The organism is Mesorhizobium sp. M0830 (genome assembly GCF_040319965.1).
GTDB lineage: Bacteria > Pseudomonadota > Alphaproteobacteria > Rhizobiales > Rhizobiaceae > Mesorhizobium.
Genome location: NZ_JAMYOR010000003.1, coordinates 87926 through 104861, shown reverse-complemented (window position 1 = coordinate 104861; position 16936 = coordinate 87926). Strand labels below are relative to the sequence as shown.

Sequence of the window (16936 nt, the reverse complement as noted above, 5' to 3'; positions counted from 1 at the left end):
TTCTGACCGGATTCGCCTTATGAACGCGTCAACAGCCATGCAGACAGCCATTCGCGGACGATGGGCCGTCGCCGCCATTTTTCTTGCCAACGGCTTCCTGACCGGCAGCTGGGCGCCTCAGATTCCGGTGTTCCTGACCCGGCTCGACATCTCGAAATTCACGCTCGGCTTGTTGATCCTGCTGTTCGGAGCCGGCGCCGTCGCCGCCATGACCTGGTGCGGCCATTTGATCTCCAGACATGGTTCGCGCAACGTGCTGCGCTGGTTCGGCCTTTGTGGCAGCCTCGGCCTGCTGGTCGTGGCGCTGGCGCCCAATGTGCCGCTTGCAGCCATCGCCATGTTCATCTTCGGTGGCTCGATCGGCGGCATGGACGTCGCCATGAACGCCAATGCCGTGGTGGTCGAACGGCGGCTCTCCCGCGCCATCATGTCGTCGTCGCATGGCTTCTGGAGCCTCGGCGGTTTCGCAGGCGGCGGCCTCGGCGGCTTCGTCATCCAGACCTACGGCCATCTCGCCCACGCGGCGGTGGTGACTGCGCTCGCCTTCGCGGTGATCGCGGTGGCGGTTGGCTATCTGATCGGTGAGAACAGGCCGCAGGCGGCCGGGCATCACAAATTCACGCTGCCGGCCAACCCGCTGGTCTACCTCGTCGGACTGATGGCGTTGCTGACGATGATCTCCGAAGGCGCGGTGCTTGACTGGGCGGCGCTGTATCTAAGGCAGGAACTCGGCGCAGACCTTGCCATCGCCGGTCTCGCCTATGCTGCCTTTTCCGGCGTCATGGCGATCATGCGGTTCTTCGGCGACGGCGTACGCAACCGCTTCGGCGCGGTCACGACGCTACGCGGCTCGGCGGTTGTCGCGGCTGCTGGCATGCTGATCGCCGGACTGTCGCCCTCGCCCTGGCTTGCAATCGCCGCCTTTGCCCTGTGCGGCTTCGGCATCGCCAACATGGTGCCGATCATCTTTTCTGCCGGCGGCAATCAGGAAGGCATGTCGTCGGGCACCGGCATGAGCGTCGTCACGACCATGGGCTATTCCGGCATATTGGTGGCGCCGTCGGCGATCGGCTTCGTTGCCGAGCATTCGAGCTTCGGCCCGATCTTCGTCGCCATGTCGGGTTTGCTGATCGTCGTGCTGCTGATGGCCGGCCTTGCTCACCGTGCCGAGTTCGCGGCCGCACCGGCCGAATAAAGTTTCAGCTCTTCGTAGAGGAAATCTGCCACGCGGCGGATACGCACGCTGGTGCGCACGTCGCGATGCATGGCCAGCCATACCGGCAGATCAGGCAGTGGCAGCCCAGGCAGCAATTTCTCCACCGATGGATCACGATCGACCAGCGGCTGCTGGCCGAAACCGATGCCGTTTCCCGCCCGCACCGCCTCCCAAAAGACGATCTGGTTGTCGGCCCTGAAGCGGAAACTGCTCCGCGTAACAGGGATGCCATACTGGGTGAAGCCCCTGATGATCTCGTCGCTGCGGTCGAAGCCGACCAGATCGTGATCGACAAGGCCGGATGGCTCCAGCGGGCGGCCACGGCGGTCGAGATAGGATTTTGCCGCGCAGACGCAGAGCGGAATATCGCAGACCTTGCGCGCCACCAGTTCATTCTGCGCCGGCTTGACCATGCGGATAGCGATGTCGGCATCGCGGCGCAGCAGGTTCTCGACCTGATTGGAGGCGACGATCTCAACCTCGATACCCGGCTCCTCGATCCCTAGCCGCGCCGTCATCTCCGGCAGCACATAGGCGGCGACAACTTCGCTGGCGGCGATACGCACGGTGCCCTCGATTGCCTCGACCGATCCCAGCGCCAGCAGTAAAAAAGCGCTTGCCTGCTCGCTGACTGCCTTGCCGCGTTCAAACAGCGTGCTGCCGGCTTCCGTCAGTTCATAACCGCGCCGCCCGCGCCGGAACAGCGTGACACCCAGCGCCTGCTCCAGTTCGGCGACGTGGCGGCCAAGTGTCGGCTGGCTCGCCGACAGTTTTCGCGCGGCAGCCGACAAGCTGCCGGTTTCCGCCACGGTGACGAAGCTCTTGATCAGGTTCCAATCGAATTCGACCATTCATTTTTGAATATCAGCCCGCCAATCGTTGTCAATTTCAATTCACTTGCGGAGCGATCATATTCAGGCTGCAAACGCAAACACGGAGACCAGAAATGACCAAGATCGCAATTCTCGGTGCCAATGGCCGGCTCGGCCGCGTGGTCGCCAAGGCCTTCATCGATGCCGGCTATGATGTCCGCGCAATCACCCGCAGCGGCAAGGTGCCGGCCGAACTCAACGGCGCCACGGCGGTCGCCGGCGACGCGCTCGACCGCGAGGGCTTGATCCGCGCCACGGAAGGCGTCGACATTATCTTCAACGGCCTCAACCCGATCTACACCGATTGGGGCAAGTGCCTGCCGATGGCCGAGAACGTCATGGCCGCTTGCCATGCGAATGACACGCTGCACCTCTTCCCCGGCACCGTCTACAATTACGGCTCGCCAATGCCGGCGGTGATCACGGAAGACACGCCGTTCCACCCGACGACAGAGAAGGGCCGCATCCGCTGCGCCATGGAGGATTTGTTCCGCTGCGAGGCCGACGCCGGCCGGGTGCGTACCATTCTCTTGCGCGCCGGCGACTTCTTCGGCGGCACCGGCAGCGGTTCATGGTTCGACCTGGTCGTCGCCGCCAAGATGACCAAGGGCATCTACACCGCTCCTGGTCCAGTCGATGTCGTGCATGAATGGGCCTACCTGCCGGACTTCGCCAAGGCCTTCGTCGGCCTGGCGCAGAACCTCGACAAGCTCGGCACCTATGAAGCCCTGAACCTTCCCGGCCATGCAATCACCGACCGGCAACTCAAGGCCGCGGCAGAGAAGGCGCTCGGTCGCCCGCTCAAGATGACTTCGATGCCGTGGTGGGTGCTGCGCGCCGGCAGCCCGTTCGTGGCGATGTGGCGCGAGATCGTGTCGATGTCTTATCTGCGCTTCGAGCCGCATCAACTGATTTCGACGCGGCTGGAAGGCATCATCGGTGCGATCCCCCACACGCCGCTGGATCAGGCGGTCACTGAAGCTCTTGAGGATATCGGCATCGCCACCGTGAACGGCGCTGCGAAAGCTGCCTGACAGGCCCGGCGGGCAGCCATGGCTGCCTGCCCGATCTCTTTACATCGAGAGGTCTCTCCGGGAAGGACGGGCTAAACCCTTCCCATCAACACCAGCACCAGAAGCACCACCAGCACCACCCCGACAATGCCCGACGGCCCATAACCCCAGGAACGCGAATGCGGCCAGGCTGGCACGGCGCCAATGAGGACGAGAACCAGGACGATGATGATAATGGTGGTGATCGGCATGGCAAACTCTCCGTCCAGCATTGCTCCGGTGACAACGCTTTGCGTTGCACCCGGGACATCACTTTACGTTGCTTCCGGGGCGATGCTTCGCATTTGTCTGGGAGACAACGCTTCACGTTGCTCTTAGAGACAACAATGCAAAAGGCCGCCCGGTTGTTCCGGGCGGCCTTTGCCGTTCAAATCGGCAACGAGTCTATTCGGCGGCTTTTGGAAAGGCAATCTCCGGCTCGGCTCCGGCATCGTCCTGTCCTGGCGCATCGGCCGACGAGATCTCGCCCTTGCCGCGCCGGAACAGCCGGTTGAACCAGCCGCGCCGCGCGCCCGGCCTGACTTTGGCGCGGGTGAACACCATCAGCATCGACGGTGTCACCACCAGCGTCAGCACTGTGGCGAAGGACAGGCCGAAGACGATAGCCGACGACAGCGAAATCCACCATTGCGTCGACGGCGCGTTGATCGTGGTCTCGTGATGGAAGATTTCGAGGCCAAGGCCGAAGGCGATCGGCAGCACGCCGAGAATGGCCGACACCGCCGTCAGCACCACCGGGCGGGCGCGTTCGCGGCAGGTCTGCAGCACCGCCTCGACCTTGTCCCAGCCCTCTTCGCGCAGCCGGTCATAGGTGTCGATCAGCACGATGTTGTTGTTCACCACCACGCCGGCCAGCGCAATGACGCCGATGCCCGACATGACGATGCCGAACGTCTCGCCTGTTATCAGCAGCCCAAGGAACACGCCGATCGTGGCCATGACCACGCAGGACAGCACCAGCCAGACGCTGGTGAACTTGTTGAACTGTGCCAAAAGCACCAGGAAGATCAGGAAGATCGCCGCTCCGAAGGCCTTGCTGAGGAAGGCGCTGGCTTCGGCACTGTCCTCGTTCGAGCCAGCCAGCTTCCAGCGGATGCCGCTGCCCAGATCCATATCGGAGACGGCCCTGGTGACCTGCTCCTGCACGGCCGCGACCTGGGCGCCGGCGGCGACGTTGGCCTGGACGACCACCGTACGGGCGCCGTCGATGCGGTTGAGGATACCGACCGTCGGTTCAGGCTTGCGCACGACAAAGTTCGAGATCGGCACCGAGCCTTGCGAGGTCTGCACGCGCAGTTCGTCGAGCGTCGACAGCGTGCGCCGGTCCTCGGGCAGGCGAAGCCGGATGTCGACGGCGTCATCGGCGCCGGCCGGACGGTATTCTGAGAGTTTAAGTCCGTTGGTCACCAGCTGCACCACGGTGCCGACCGAGGTCGGGCTGATGCCGTACTGCGCCGCCTTGGCGCGGTCGACCTCCAGCGCCCAGTCGACGCCGGGCGGCGGCAGGCCGTCGGAAATGTCTATGACGCCCGGCACCTTGCCAATGCGCGCCGCGACCGCACGGGCCTTATCGTCGAGCCCCTTGGGGTCGACGGCCGAAAGCCTGATCTGGATCGGCTTGCCGGTCGGAGGGCCGGCCTCCGGCACGCGCACCTCGACATCGACGCCGGGGATGCCGGCCATGACGCCGCGCAAATCATCCAGGATGTGGTTCGCCGACTTGCGCTCGCGCCAGTCGATGAATTCGTACTGGATGACGCCGACGACGTCTTCGGGAACATCCTGGCCGCCGCCTTGCGTCTTGCCGACGCGGGTATAGACCGACTTGACGCCGGGCCAGCCGAGCAGCCTGTTTTCCGCGACCTTGGTCGCCGTGTCCATTTCGGCCAGCGAGAGATTGCCGCGCGCATGCACGTATAGCAGGCCATAGTCGGGCTCGACATTCGGGAAGAACTCGACGCCGGCGCCGTATTTCGAATAGGCAAAGCCGACGCCGAACAGCAGCGCGACGGTCAGCACCAGCACGGTGACGGGGAAACGCACCGCCTGCTTGACGATCGCCATGTACCAGCCGTCGCGATTGTCATCCTCGTGATGCGGCGGCGCCTTGGCGAAGATCGCCCCCAGCGTCGGCGCGAACACCAGCGCGTAGAGCATCGAGGCCGACAGCGTGACGATCAGGGTGATCGGCATGTACTTCATGAAGTCGCCGATGATGCCCGGCCAGAACAGCAGCGGCGAGAAGGCGGCGATACGCGTCATCGTCGCGGCGATGACCGGGCCGGCCATGCGCTTGGCGGCAAGCGCGAAGGCTTCCTCCTTCGGCATGCCTTCGCTCATCCGTCGCTCGGCGAACTCGGTGACGATGATGGCGTCGTCGACCAGCATGCCGACGGCCAGGATGAGGCTGAACAGCACGATCATGTTGATCGTGTAGCCCATCATCGCTAGCAGCAGGATGCCGATCAGGAAGGACGACGGAATGGCCAGGCCAATGAGCAGCGAGGCACGGCCGGACAGCGCATAGAGAATGACGATGAACACCAGGATAACGGCGATCATGACGTGGTTCTGCAGATCGCCCAGCAGCTGGTTGACGAAGACGGACTTGTCCTGCGTGTAGGTGACGCTCATGCCCGCAGGCATGGATTTGACGAACTCGTCGGACACCGTCCGCACCTTGGCGATGGTGTCGATAAGGTTGGAGCCGATGCGCTTCTTGACTTCGATGGCGATGGCCGGCTTGCCGTTGAGGCGGGTCACCGTTTCGGCATCCTTGAAGGTCGAGCGGATCGTGGCGATGTCCTTGGCCTGCACCACGGCGTTGGGGCCGGCGACCACCGGCAGTGCCGCCACATCCTCCGGCGTCTCGATCAGCGAAGGCACCTTGACGGCGTACTTGCCTTCCGAGCCTTCGATGTTGCCGGCGGCGACCAGACTGTTGGAGCTGCCGACCGCACCGATCAGCTGATCGAGCTGCAGCCCATAGGACGACAGCTTCATCGGGTCGATGACGACCTCGACCAGGTCGTCGCGCGCACCTTGCAGCGAGCCCTCGAGAACGCCGGGCACCTCCTCGATACGGTCGCGCAGTTCGCGCGCCGCGGCGGTCAGCACGCGTTCGGGCAATTCGCCCGACAGCGTGACGACGAGCACCGGAAACTCGGAAATGTTGACTTCGTTGACTGTCGGTTCCTCGGCCGCCTGTGGCAGGTCGGCCTTGGCGTCCTGCACCTTGCTGCGCGTATCCTGAAGCGCGGTGGCCAGATTGGTCTGCGGCTGGAATTCGACCAACACGTAGCCGCCGCCCTGGAACGCGGCCGAACGCATTTCCTTGAGGCCCTTCAAGCTTTTCAGCTTGCTTTCCATCGGCCGCAACAAAAGCCGTTCCGAATCCTCAGGCGAAATGCCCTGATAGATCAGGCTGATATACATCATCGGAATCGGAACGTCAGGCTCCGCCTCCTTCGGCGTCGACTGATAGGCGACCGCCCCGGCAAGGATGAGGAAGACCAGGACCGAGATGGTCAGCCGGGCATTGTTGATCGCGAGTCTGACGATATCCATGGCTAACGCCTGTTTTTGAATTTCAGGAGCTGCGTCGCAGCCGATTGTCCCCATCCAGGGTTAGTCCATCGCGATACTACTGCGTGCCGGCAGTCGCCTCGCCCAGCAGCTTCTTGATGGTCGCCTGGTCGGCCTCGACCGGATTGACCAGATCGCCTTCCTTCACCAGTTCCTGGCCGGCGACGATGATGCGCGCATCGGCCGGAATGCCGCCGAGCACGAGGCCGGTCGGCGTGTCGTCGACGAGGTCGATCGGGAAAAACGCCACCTTGTTGTCCTTGCCGACGGCACGGATGCCGAGGTCGCCCTTGTCGCCGAGCGTCACCACCGAGCGCGGCAGCAGCACTGCGTCGGTCGGTTGTGCGTTGAGCGCGATTTCCGCCGTCATGCCAGCCGGCACGGAGCCGTCGCCATTGGGGATCGCCACCTCGACGCGGAAGGTCCGGGTCGCCGATGATGCGTCGCGGCTGATATAGCGCACTGTGCCTTCGACGGTCTGCCCGCTGACCAGTCGTATATTGGCCTTGTCGCCGAGCTTGAGATAGCCCAGGTCGCGCTCGCTGACTTCGCCGCGGGCAATCACCGGGTCAAGCTTGAGGATGGTTGCCACCTCGCCGCCCTGCATGATGGAACTGCCAAGTTCCACCGGCACCCTGTCGATAACGCCGTCAAACGGCGCCTTGACTTCGTTGCGGTCAAGCTCGGCCTGCGCGGTATCCAGCTGCGATTGCGCCAGGGTCAGATTGGAGCGCGCGGTGTCGAGCTGCAGCTTCGGCAAATTGCCTGACTTCATCAGTTGCAGCGACGCTTCCAACTCGGCCTGACGCTGCACAACCAATTGCTTGGCGTTGTCGACCATCGAGATCTTTTCTTCCGCCGCAAGCATCATCACCAGATCGCCGGTCTTGACGTGCTGGCCTTGCTTGACCGGCAGCTTGTCGATCACGCCGGCGACGCGCGTCGCCAGCACCGCCCGCTTGTCGGCTTCGGTCAGCCCGGAAACACGTATAGCGCGTGCATAGGTCTTGCGCGGCGGCGTCACCACCGCCACGGTGCGCAGCGGTGCCTTCGGCTCGGCTTCCGCCGCTTTGGGCTTGTTGGCGTCCGGCGCCTTAGCCTGCTCGACTCCGGCTGCCTTGGCATTGTTGGCGGCTACGCTGCCGACGGACGAAAACTCGCCTGTCGCCATCCAGGCCGCGAAACCAATGAGCACAACAATGGCTGCAAGCTTGTGAAACCTGATTCTTGGCATCGTCGTTGTTTTCCACTGCGGGTTCGGCCAGCGTCCTCATAACGCGGGCGCGTCGCCGATATGGGTGCGCGCCAAGCCGTGTTCAATTTGCCGTGATCGGCGAAGCGCGCTTCTACATCAAAGTTGTCCCGCAATATAGTCCGAAAGTTGCAAGATCATTGCTCCACCGGACAAGATGCGCCCGCCGCTATCCATTTTCGATCGTCTCGTATGTGTCTTCCGCCGAGCCTGGCGCTGACTCGCGATCTCCACCGGGCCCAGCCCCAGGCAGCCAATTTGTCGTCGCGCGCATACAGCGCCACATCCTGCAGGCTATGCCCGCCATTGCGGGCGGCGGGATCCTTGATCCGGGTGCAGGCGAGGACCTTCCGAACCAGGCCATCTCGGTCGATGCCAGATGCCAGCCCTCGGTCCCGGGTGGCCCATGCAAAATATTGGAATAGCTGGACAAATGCCGTGTCGTGCAACGCAAGCCCGGATTGCCGAAACCGGACCCATCGACGCCGCCCTGGACGTTGAAGGCGTGAACGCGCGTGCCGCCATGATGCGCACCGGACCAGCGCGGCCGGTCGTCCACGACACGGCGGTCGGCGCAGCGCGGACGCGAAAACACGGCGTGGATCTTGCCTCATTCGGACGGGCCTGTTTTCGCGTGGACCATCGCCGGCGCTGGCGTCGGGCTCTCTTGCGCGATCGCGAACGGCGCTGTGAAGGCGAGCATGGCAGTAGGCGTCAGCATGATAGGGAACTTTTCATGCGAAGGCCACGTGAAGGCGCCAGGGCAGCGCCGGGCAGCCGCCGCCCTGATCAGGACGATCGACCTACCCTGAAGCCTGGATGAAGTCGAGTTGTGTCGCGGTTGAGCTCAGGCCCGACGGCGAACCACCTCTGGGTTCTTCCGCGCGGCGAGGAATTCCTTGACCCGCCGGCCTGGTGCGGGACCGCGCATCGGCTTGAAACCGTCATCGAGTTCGCCTGAGAGATCGAGCGTCGGGTGCTTGCCGACAGCGTCATAATTCTCTTCCAGCCAGTCGGTCGCGGCGGTGCGGCCGAGATCGCGCAGATAGGTCAGGAACGCCCATTCGGCATTGACCTTCGACGATGCCGACAGGTCCTTGAACGCCTCGTCGGCATCGATGCGGTGCATGCGGATGTCGCGGTATTCGCCATGCGGCAGACGGCCGGCGGCGATCAGCTCCTTGACGAAGGCGATCGAGCGGAATTCGCGCAGCAGCCCTGCGTTGAAGGTGATCTCGTCGATGCGGTTCTGGATCTCATTGGCGCTCCTTGGTGTTCCCTCCCGCACCACCGGATTGATCTGCACCAGCAGCACGTCCTCGGTCGCCGCCGTCTTGAAGAACGGATAAAGCGCCGGGTTACCGCCATAGCCGCCGTCCCAATAGGGCACGCCCTTGATCTCGACGGCGCGGAACAGCTGCGGCAGGCATGCCGAAGCCATCACCGTGTCGAGGTCGATCTCGCCGTCGGAAAAGACGCGCAACTGTCCGGTTTCGACATTGGTCGCCGAAATGAACAGTTCCATCGACTTGCAGGCGCGGACATTCTTAAAATCGATCTCCTTGGCAACTACGTCACGCAGCGGATTGAGGCCCAGCGGGTTGGCGGCATAGGGCGAGAACACCCGCGACATGGTGTCGAAAAAGACATAGCCCGGCGTGTTCTCGATCGACCAATTGCCCCAGGCGACATCCCACGGCATGCGCTGCACCGGGCTGAACCGGCCTTTGGCCGCCACCGCACGCCAGAAATCGTCGAGCTTCTGTCTTGCGCCCTCAACCCCGCCGCGGACAAAACCGTCGGCCAGCGCCACCGCGTTCATGGCGCCGGCACTGGTGCCTGACACCGCTGATATCTCCAGCCTGCCGTCCTCCAGCAGCCGGTCGAGCACACCCCAGGAAAAGGCTCCGTGCGAGCCGCCGCCCTGGAGCGCTATGTTGATCTTCTTCGTCTCCTCCGCCTTGCCGTTTTTGGTCATGGCGTCGTCCTTGATCTGTCCCGCGTTGGGGGATGAGAAAATTCTGGCCTCACGCGGCGGTCCAGCCGCCGTCGACCGAGAGATGCGTGCCGTTGACCTGCGCCGCAGCGTCCGAACACAGGAACAGCGCCGCTGCCGCGATCTGCTCGACGGTGACGAATTCCTTGGTCGGCTGCTTGTCCAGCATGACCTCGCGAATGACGGTCTCGCGGTCCATGGCGTGGGCTTTCATCTGGTCGGGGATTTGCGCTTCGACCAGGGGCGTAAGCACATAGCCGGGGCAGATGGCGTTGCAGGTGACCTTGTCGCGCGCCAGCTCGAGCGCGACCGTCTTGGTCAGCCCCATGATGCCGTGCTTGGCCGCGACATAGGCCGATTTGAATGGCGATGCGACCAGGCCATGCGCCGAGGCGATGTTGACGATCCTGCCGCCGCCGGCTTTTTTCATCAGCGGAATGGCGGCGGCGACGGTGTGGAACGCCGAAGACAGGTTGATGGCGATGATGGCATCCCATTTCTCGATCGGGAATTCCTCCACCGGCGCCACATGTTGGATGCCGGCATTGTTGATCAGAATATCGACCGACCCGAATGCCTCGGCAGCTTTGGCGACAAGTGCCCTACATTCCGCCGCCTTCGACATGTCGGCCTTGACGTAGGCGCTCTTCACGCCGTGTTGTTTGGCGATGGCATCGGCGATGGCGTGGTCGGCTTCCGTGTCGGAGAAGGAATTGACGACGACATTATGGCCTTCGCCCGCCAGCGCCTGGGCTATGGCCAGGCCAATGCCGGATGTGGAGCCGGTGATGACTGCGGTTTTCCTGGTGGCCAAGGGCGGAATCCTCTGGTTGCGGCAAGAGCAGGCCTATGTTGCAGTGCAGCATATATGCCCAATGTGACGCAATAACAGCGGCCAGATTTGTCCGGCGAGATGACATTTTTGTCATGAGCCGCTGCAGCAGGACGTAAGCCAAATCGCCCTGTCCTTCCCCGCAAGCGAAACGATCTTCAGGCAACCAGGTCCGGCACCGGCCCGACATAACGCGACTGCGGGCGGATCAGCCGACCGGTTTTCTGCTGCTCGCGCGCATGCGCAATCCAGCCGGAAACACGCCCGGCAGCAAAGACATTGCTGAAGGCTTGGCTGGGAAAGCCCGCCGCTTCCAGCAGCAGCGCGGTGTAGAACTCGACATTGGTCTGCAGCGAGCGCGACGGCTTCGCAACCCGCAGCACGTCGAGCGCCGCTTGCTCCACCGTCTCCGCGAACGCCAACCGGCGGCCGGCTTCGCCCTCGCCGCCGAGTTGCCGCACCACCGCTTTCAGCACATCGGCACGCGGATCGCGCACGCGGTAGATGCGATGTCCGAAGCCCATGATGCGCTCGCCATGCGCGACCGCGTCGCGCAGCCAGCCGGCCGCATCGCCATGCGCCTGGATTGCATCCAGCATCTCGATGACAGGGCCAGGCGCGCCGCCATGCAGCGGCCCCTTGAGCGCGCCAAGCCCGGCCAGCATGCACGAAGTCAGGCCGGCCTGCGTGGACGCGACCACGCGTGTCGCAAAGGTCGATGCATTGAGACCGTGATCGCAGACGGTCACCAGATAGGTGTCGAGCGCCTTCGCCAGCCCTGGCGAGGCGACGCTGCCACTCAGCATCCGCAACATGTCGGCGGCGTGATCGCCCCGGCTGTCCGGGGAGATCGCCTCCTCGCCGCGTTGCAGGCGAAGCAGGGCCGGCGTCAGCACCGCCGGCGCCGCGATCAGCAGCAAGGCGTCCGTCAGCGTGTCGTCGTCCGGCAGCAGCGCCATGCCGGCACGCATGGCGCTGTAGATATCGAACGATGCCAGCAAGGGCAGCGACGGCAAAAGCCGCTCGAACACATCAGCACGCGCCTGACCCAGAGCCCGCGTCAGTTCCGCATCATCGGGAAGATCGTCGAAAAAGCCATCGAGCAGCAGCCGAACCACCTGGGCATAGCTCCAGCGGCCGGCCAGTTCCGGCAGCGAATGACCCCGGACCGTCAGACGACCGCCCAAGCCATCCACGTCGGAGAGCACAGTTTCCGCCGCTACAACATCATCGAGTCCATTCGCCATAGCCTTGTCTCCTTGAAGCTTCTGCGGATCGGAGATAAGGCTGGGCAACATCGCCATCAATCTTGATCAATAGAATCAATATGAGAGTTCGATATGTCCGAGTGGCTGTCGCGAGAAGAAGCGCTTGAACGTCTCCAGGTGCGGGCGCAGACGCTGTACGCCTATGTCAGCCGTGGGCGCATCGGCATGCGGCCCGACCGCGCCGATCCGCGTCGCAGCCAGTATCGTGCCGACGACATAGCGGCGCTGGCAACCCGGAGGGCGCGCGGAAGGAGCCCCTCGGCCATCGCCGAAAGCGCCATTGCCTGGGGCGAGCCATCGATCGTCACCTCCATCTCAACCGTCTCGCATGGTCGCCTTGTCTATCGTGGCCAGGACGCCGTTGCGCTTTCTGAGAATGCGACACTGGAAGAAACAGCCGCAGTGCTATGGGATCTGCCTGGACCGGTGGCTTTCGAAGCGCCGTCGCCGGATGCGCCCCTTGAAGACAGCCGAGCCGCGGCCTTTGCGCAACTTGCCATGCTTGCCGGCCAGGAACGCTCATCTCTCGGGCGCAATGCCGCGTCGCTGCATGCCGATGCCGCGCACGCTGTCGGCGTGTTGGCCGGCGCGCTGGCGGGATCAGGTCCGGTCCACCGGCGATTGGCGCACGACTGGTCGGTGGATGCCGGCGGCGCGGAAGCGATCCGCCGCGCGCTTGTCCTGCTTGCCGATCATGAACTGAACGCGTCGACCTTCGCCGCGCGCGTCGCGGCCTCGACCGGCGCGCCGCTGGCCGCTTGCCTGCTCGCGGGGCTCTCGACACTGTCAGGCCCTCGTCATGGCGGCGCCGGCGAGGCGGTGATGCAACTGGCCGAGGATGCGGCACGGCACGGCGCCGATGCGACGATCCGGCGCTGGCTCAGTCATGATCGACCGCTGCCGGGCTTCGGTCATCAGCTCTATCCCGACGGCGATCCGCGGGCGGAGGCGCTGCTGTCGGTAGTCGAGGTAGACGGCACACTGTCGTCGCTGTGCGACGCGGCCCATGCCGCGACTGGTGCGCTTCCCAACATTGACTTTGCCCTGGCCGCGCTGACGCGCAGCCTTGGCTTGCCGCGCGATGCGCCGTTCCGCCTGTTCGCACTCGCACGCAGCGTCGGCTGGGCCGCGCATACGGTCGAACAGATAACAAGCGGAGGCCTTATCAGGCCCCGCGGCCGTTATGTGGGAGTGCTGCCATAGGGCCGAAAGGGTACCGGTCTTCGGAAAAGTGGGACGGGCAGCGATCCGATGTGCCGTTGCTATCGGATCTTTCGATCCGAACGCCTCAAGACATCGTATCGAGCTTGCGCTGCATGGCTGCGATCTGGTCCTTCAGTTCCTGCAGGTCGTCGGGCTTGTCAGGCGTTTCCTTCTTGGCCGGCTCGGACGCTGGCGTAGCGGCTGGTGCGGAGCCCGCGGGCGGAAACGGCGTGAACAGACGCATCGCATTCTGGAACATTTCCATATTGCGGCGCGTCTGCTCCTCCAGCGCCTTGATTGGCGTGGTGATTTTCATCATGTCCAGCGGCGACTTGCCGAGAGCACCCTTCATCTGCTCGCGAAAGCGCTCCTGCTCCTTGGAGAAGGCGAGCATCGACTGTTCGAGGAAGCTCGGCACGATCATCTGCATCTGGTCGCCGTAATAGGCGATCAGCTGGCGCAGGAACGGGATCGGCAGCATGTTCTGCCCATCCTTGTTCTCCAGTTCGAAGATGATCTGGGTCAGCACCGGATGCGTGATGTCGTCACCGGTCTTGGCGTCCTGGACGGTGAACTCCTCGCCCTTCTTGACCATCTCGGCGAGGTCCTCGAGCGTCACATAGGTGCTGGTGCCGGTGTTGTAGAGGCGGCGATTGGCGTATTTCTTGATGATGATCGGATCGTCTTTCGCGGCCATCTACATCCTCCCGGGGACACCGGCGAGCCTCTGAGTAAGCCGCCGATAACGATTGTGCCTTTTTTGAGGATATGCGCAAAAGCCTCACAATTCCAAGCAGTTTGTGCAGTGCGGGATCACTAAATGCTGCATAGCGGCCAAAATATGCTGCGCAGCAATGAGGGAACTGCCGCCCCGGCGAAGCACGACCCGCTTGCGACGCATGGGCGCCATGCCCATTTCCGGTTTGACTTGGATCATGGAAAGGGCAAGAAAAGTCGCCAACAACGCCCAAAAATACGACAGCTCGAAGTCCGGAGAAGAAAATGACCTCTGCCAATTCCATCGTCGTCGCCAGCGCCGCACGCACACCGGTCGGCTCCTTCAACGGCGCCTTCGCCGCCACCCCGGCACATGAGCTCGGTGCCGTCGTCATCAGGGAATTGCTGTCGCGCGCCGGTGTTGAACCAGGCGAGGTCGACGAGGTCATCCTTGGTCAGGTGCTGACCGCGGCGCAGGGTCAGAACCCGGCCCGCCAGGCATCGATCAATGCCGGCCTGCCCAAGGAAACCACGGCCTGGGGCCTCAATCAGGTTTGCGGCTCGGGGCTGCGCGCCATTGCGCTCGGCATGCAGCAGATCGCCAGCGGCGACGCCAAGGTGATCATCGCGGGCGGCCAGGAATCGATGTCGCTTTCGACACATGCCCAGCACCTGCGCGCCGGCGTCAAGATGGGCGACTTCAAGCTGATCGACACCATGATCAAGGACGGGCTGTGGGATGCCTTCAACGGCTATCACATGGGCAACACCGCCGAAAACGTCGCGCGCCAGTTCCAGATCACCCGCGACGACCAGGACCAGTTCGCACTGGCCTCGCAGAACAAGGCCGAGGCCGCGCAGAAGGCCGGCAAATTCAAGGACGAGATCGTCGCCGTCACCATCAAGGGCAAGAAGGGCGACACCATTGTCGACCAGGATGAGTACATCCGTCACGGCGCCACGATCGACGCCATGACCAAGCTGAAGCCGGCTTTCGACAAGGACGGCACGGTAACCGCCGCCAACGCCTCCGGCATCAATGACGGCGCCGCGGGTGCTGTGCTGATGAGCGAAGCGGAAGCAGTGAGGCGCGGCATCACCCCGCTGGCGCGTATCGTGTCCTGGGCAACCGCCGGCGTCGATCCGCAGATCATGGGCACCGGACCTATTCCCGCCTCGCGCAAGGCATTGGAAAAGGCCGGCTGGTCGGTCGGCGATCTGGACCTGATCGAGGCCAACGAAGCCTTTGCGGCGCAAGCCTGCGCCGTCAACAAGGATATGGGCTGGGATCCTTCGATCGTCAACGTCAACGGCGGTGCGATCGCCATCGGTCACCCGATCGGCGCCTCAGGTGCCCGCATCTTCAACACACTGGTCTTCGAGATGCGCCGGCGCGGCGCCAAGAAGGGCCTCGCTACGCTCTGCATCGGCGGCGGCATGGGCGTCGCCATGTGCGTGGAGGCAATCTGAGAAAAAGAGTGAATGGTGAGTGGCAAATGGTGAATGGCGGGTAGCCGTCCGTCTTCGACCATTCACCATTCACTATTGACCATTCACGAAAAACTCTAGGGAGGAGGAACTTCATGACCAAGGTAGCAATCGTCACGGGCGGATCGCGCGGCATCGGCGCGGCGATCTCGATCACATTGAAGAACGCCGGCTATTCGGTTGCCGCCAACTATGCCGGCAATGACGAAGCGGCGGCGAAATTCAAGGCCGAGACCGGCATTCCGGTCTACAAATGGTCGGTCGCCGACTATGACGCCTGCGCCGCCGGCATCAGCCAAGTCGAGGCCGATCTCGGCCCCGTCTCGGTGCTGGTCAACAATGCCGGCATCACCCGTGACGCCATGTTCCACAAGATCACGCGCGAGCAGTGGAAAGAGGTCATCGACACCAATTTGTCGGGCGTCTTCAACATGACGCATCCGCTGTGGAGCGGCATGCGCGACCGCAAGTTCGGCCGTGTCATCACCATCTCCTCGATCAACGGCCAGAAGGGCCAGGCCGGCCAGGTCAACTATTCCGCCGCCAAGGCCGGCGACATCGGTTTCAGCAAAGCTCTGGCTCAAGAGGGGGCGCGCGCGGGCATCACCGTCAATGTCATCTGCCCCGGCTACATCGCCACCGAGATGGTCAAGGCGATCGACGAGAAGGTGCTCAACGAGCGCATCATCCCGCAAATCCCCGTCGGCCGCCTCGGCGAGCCCGAGGAGATCGCGCGCTGCGTCGTTTTCCTGGCTTCCGAAGATGCCGGCTTCATCACCGGCTCGACCATCACAGCCAATGGCGGCCAGTATTTCGTCTGACGACGCGGCGATGTAGGCGATAGATCGACGGGCCGGTACGCCGGCCCGTTTTTCGTTGCCAGCCTGATCTTTTCGAGATGTCCTCGTCGGTCGCTGACCCAATCCGGCACGCAAAGGTTAACGGCCGGCCGCTGCCGTGTGCGAAACCTGTTCCCAAGCCTGTGGATAATTGGTGGAAAACCTGTCTACAACACTAGGTATTGGGGTGAACAAACCAGGAAAATCATGCCATCGCCGATTCGTCTCCGATTCGTTCTGGCTTTGACCGGAAAGTTAACGATGGCGACCTGAATCGCCAGCCCAATCCTTAACGTTGATTAGGAAAGATCAATAATTTCATGCCGTTGGGCGAGGAACGCCAAGCCTTCATGATCGCTCATGGGCAAAGGTTAACGTCATAGCCCTCCTAGCATGAAACGGGCCAGTTCCGGGATTCAGCATGTGGTGCGTTCAGTGGTCGCAAAACCCACATATAGCCGTGAACAAAAGCTGAATCTGCAGGAGTCACTGATTCGTCGCCGATTCGTTCCAGACTCGTTCTATCCGTTAATCCGCAGCCGATTGAGAGCTTGACAAAGACCCCTTCTAGCCGCCGGCGGAACATTCCGCTTTC

The 16936-nt window shown here is 63.1% G+C and carries 13 protein-coding genes; 5 read left to right on the top strand and 8 right to left on the bottom strand.

Annotation, left to right across the window (positions count from 1 at the left end; all coding sequences use genetic code 11):
* The first annotated feature begins 19 nt into the window (after window positions 1-19).
* Window positions 20-1195, top strand: a complete 1176-nt coding sequence (locus NKI20_RS03160) for an MFS transporter (RefSeq protein WP_352828235.1) — start codon at window positions 20-22, stop codon at window positions 1193-1195.
* Here the strand turns inward: NKI20_RS03160 and NKI20_RS03155 are convergent.
* The gene (locus tag NKI20_RS03155) at window positions 1159-2067 is read right to left on the bottom strand and encodes a LysR family transcriptional regulator (RefSeq protein WP_352727589.1); all 909 of its coding nucleotides are present in this window, start codon (window positions 2065-2067) and stop codon (window positions 1159-1161) included. The two genes, NKI20_RS03160 and NKI20_RS03155, sit on opposite strands and share 37 nt — an antisense overlap.
* Window positions 2068-2162: 95 nt before the next feature.
* Between NKI20_RS03155 and NKI20_RS03150 the strand changes: the two genes are divergently transcribed.
* The gene (locus tag NKI20_RS03150; RefSeq protein ID WP_352828230.1) at window positions 2163-3122 is read left to right on the top strand and encodes an SDR family oxidoreductase; all 960 of its coding nucleotides are present in this window, start codon (window positions 2163-2165) and stop codon (window positions 3120-3122) included.
* Window positions 3123-3193: 71 nt separating this feature from the next.
* On the opposite strand, the gene NKI20_RS03145 is transcribed toward NKI20_RS03150, so the two are convergent.
* The 6 genes from NKI20_RS03145 to NKI20_RS03120 form a co-directional block, all read right to left on the bottom strand.
* Entirely contained in the window at window positions 3194-3352 is a 159-nt protein-coding gene (locus NKI20_RS03145) for a DUF3309 family protein (RefSeq protein ID WP_032908138.1), read from the bottom strand.
* Between the two features lie 193 nt (window positions 3353-3545).
* A complete protein-coding gene (locus NKI20_RS03140) occupies window positions 3546-6728 on the bottom strand; it encodes an efflux RND transporter permease subunit (protein WP_352828227.1) in 3183 nt (1060 codons plus the stop codon).
* Window positions 6729-6804: 76 nt separating this feature from the next.
* Window positions 6805-7980, bottom strand: coding sequence for an efflux RND transporter periplasmic adaptor subunit (locus NKI20_RS03135; protein WP_352828224.1), 1176 nt, complete (start codon window positions 7978-7980; stop codon window positions 6805-6807).
* 865 nt (window positions 7981-8845) lie between these two features.
* The gene (locus NKI20_RS03130) at window positions 8846-9976 is read right to left on the bottom strand and encodes a patatin-like phospholipase family protein (RefSeq protein ID WP_352828222.1); all 1131 of its coding nucleotides are present in this window, start codon (window positions 9974-9976) and stop codon (window positions 8846-8848) included.
* 49 nt (window positions 9977-10025) lie between these two features.
* The gene (locus NKI20_RS03125) at window positions 10026-10808 is read right to left on the bottom strand and encodes a 3-hydroxybutyrate dehydrogenase (protein WP_023762889.1); all 783 of its coding nucleotides are present in this window, start codon (window positions 10806-10808) and stop codon (window positions 10026-10028) included.
* A 176-nt stretch (window positions 10809-10984) separates the two neighbouring features.
* Window positions 10985-12073, bottom strand: coding sequence for a citrate synthase/methylcitrate synthase (locus NKI20_RS03120; protein ID WP_352828219.1), 1089 nt, complete (start codon window positions 12071-12073; stop codon window positions 10985-10987).
* Window positions 12074-12166: 93 nt separating this feature from the next.
* Here NKI20_RS03120 and NKI20_RS03115 point away from each other — a divergent pair, with 93 nt between their 5' ends.
* The gene (locus NKI20_RS03115; protein WP_352828216.1) at window positions 12167-13297 is read left to right on the top strand and encodes a citrate/2-methylcitrate synthase; all 1131 of its coding nucleotides are present in this window, start codon (window positions 12167-12169) and stop codon (window positions 13295-13297) included.
* Between the two features lie 85 nt (window positions 13298-13382).
* On the opposite strand, the gene phaR is transcribed toward NKI20_RS03115, so the two are convergent.
* The gene (phaR, locus tag NKI20_RS03110; protein WP_023762886.1) at window positions 13383-13994 is read right to left on the bottom strand and encodes a polyhydroxyalkanoate synthesis repressor PhaR; all 612 of its coding nucleotides are present in this window, start codon (window positions 13992-13994) and stop codon (window positions 13383-13385) included.
* A 305-nt stretch (window positions 13995-14299) separates the two neighbouring features.
* Between phaR and NKI20_RS03105 the strand changes: the two genes are divergently transcribed.
* Both NKI20_RS03105 and phbB read left to right on the top strand, forming a co-directional pair.
* Complete coding sequence (locus NKI20_RS03105) at window positions 14300-15484, top strand: acetyl-CoA C-acetyltransferase (RefSeq protein WP_023762884.1); 1185 nt, start codon at window positions 14300-14302, stop codon at window positions 15482-15484.
* 113 nt (window positions 15485-15597) lie between these two features.
* Window positions 15598-16323 (top strand): acetoacetyl-CoA reductase, encoded by a 726-nt coding sequence (phbB, locus tag NKI20_RS03100; RefSeq protein ID WP_352828212.1) that lies wholly within the window; start codon window positions 15598-15600, stop codon window positions 16321-16323.
* The last annotated feature ends 613 nt before the right edge of the window (window positions 16324-16936 follow it).

Bases quoted from the DNA above. Each gene is read 5' to 3' on its own strand.
- NKI20_RS03145 (WP_032908138.1), bottom strand. From the start codon at position 3,352: ATGCCGATCACCACCATTATCATCATCGTCCTGGTTCTCGTCCTCATT.
- phbB (WP_352828212.1), top strand. From the start codon at position 15,598: ATGACCAAGGTAGCAATCGTCACGGGCGGATCGCGCGGCATCGGCGCG.
- NKI20_RS03135 (WP_352828224.1), bottom strand. From the start codon at position 7,980: ATGCCAAGAATCAGGTTTCACAAGCTTGCAGCCATTGTTGTGCTCATT.
- NKI20_RS03120 (WP_352828219.1), bottom strand. From the start codon at position 12,073: ATGGCGAATGGACTCGATGATGTTGTAGCGGCGGAAACTGTGCTCTCC.
- NKI20_RS03105 (WP_023762884.1), top strand. From the start codon at position 14,300: ATGACCTCTGCCAATTCCATCGTCGTCGCCAGCGCCGCACGCACACCG.
- NKI20_RS03155 (WP_352727589.1), bottom strand. From the start codon at position 2,067: ATGGTCGAATTCGATTGGAACCTGATCAAGAGCTTCGTCACCGTGGCG.
- NKI20_RS03150 (WP_352828230.1), top strand. From the start codon at position 2,163: ATGACCAAGATCGCAATTCTCGGTGCCAATGGCCGGCTCGGCCGCGTG.
- phaR (WP_023762886.1), bottom strand. From the start codon at position 13,994: ATGGCCGCGAAAGACGATCCGATCATCATCAAGAAATACGCCAATCGC.
- NKI20_RS03115 (WP_352828216.1), top strand. From the start codon at position 12,167: ATGTCCGAGTGGCTGTCGCGAGAAGAAGCGCTTGAACGTCTCCAGGTG.
- NKI20_RS03160 (WP_352828235.1), top strand. From the start codon at position 20: ATGAACGCGTCAACAGCCATGCAGACAGCCATTCGCGGACGATGGGCC.
- NKI20_RS03130 (WP_352828222.1), bottom strand. From the start codon at position 9,976: ATGACCAAAAACGGCAAGGCGGAGGAGACGAAGAAGATCAACATAGCG.
- NKI20_RS03140 (WP_352828227.1), bottom strand. From the start codon at position 6,728: ATGGATATCGTCAGACTCGCGATCAACAATGCCCGGCTGACCATCTCG.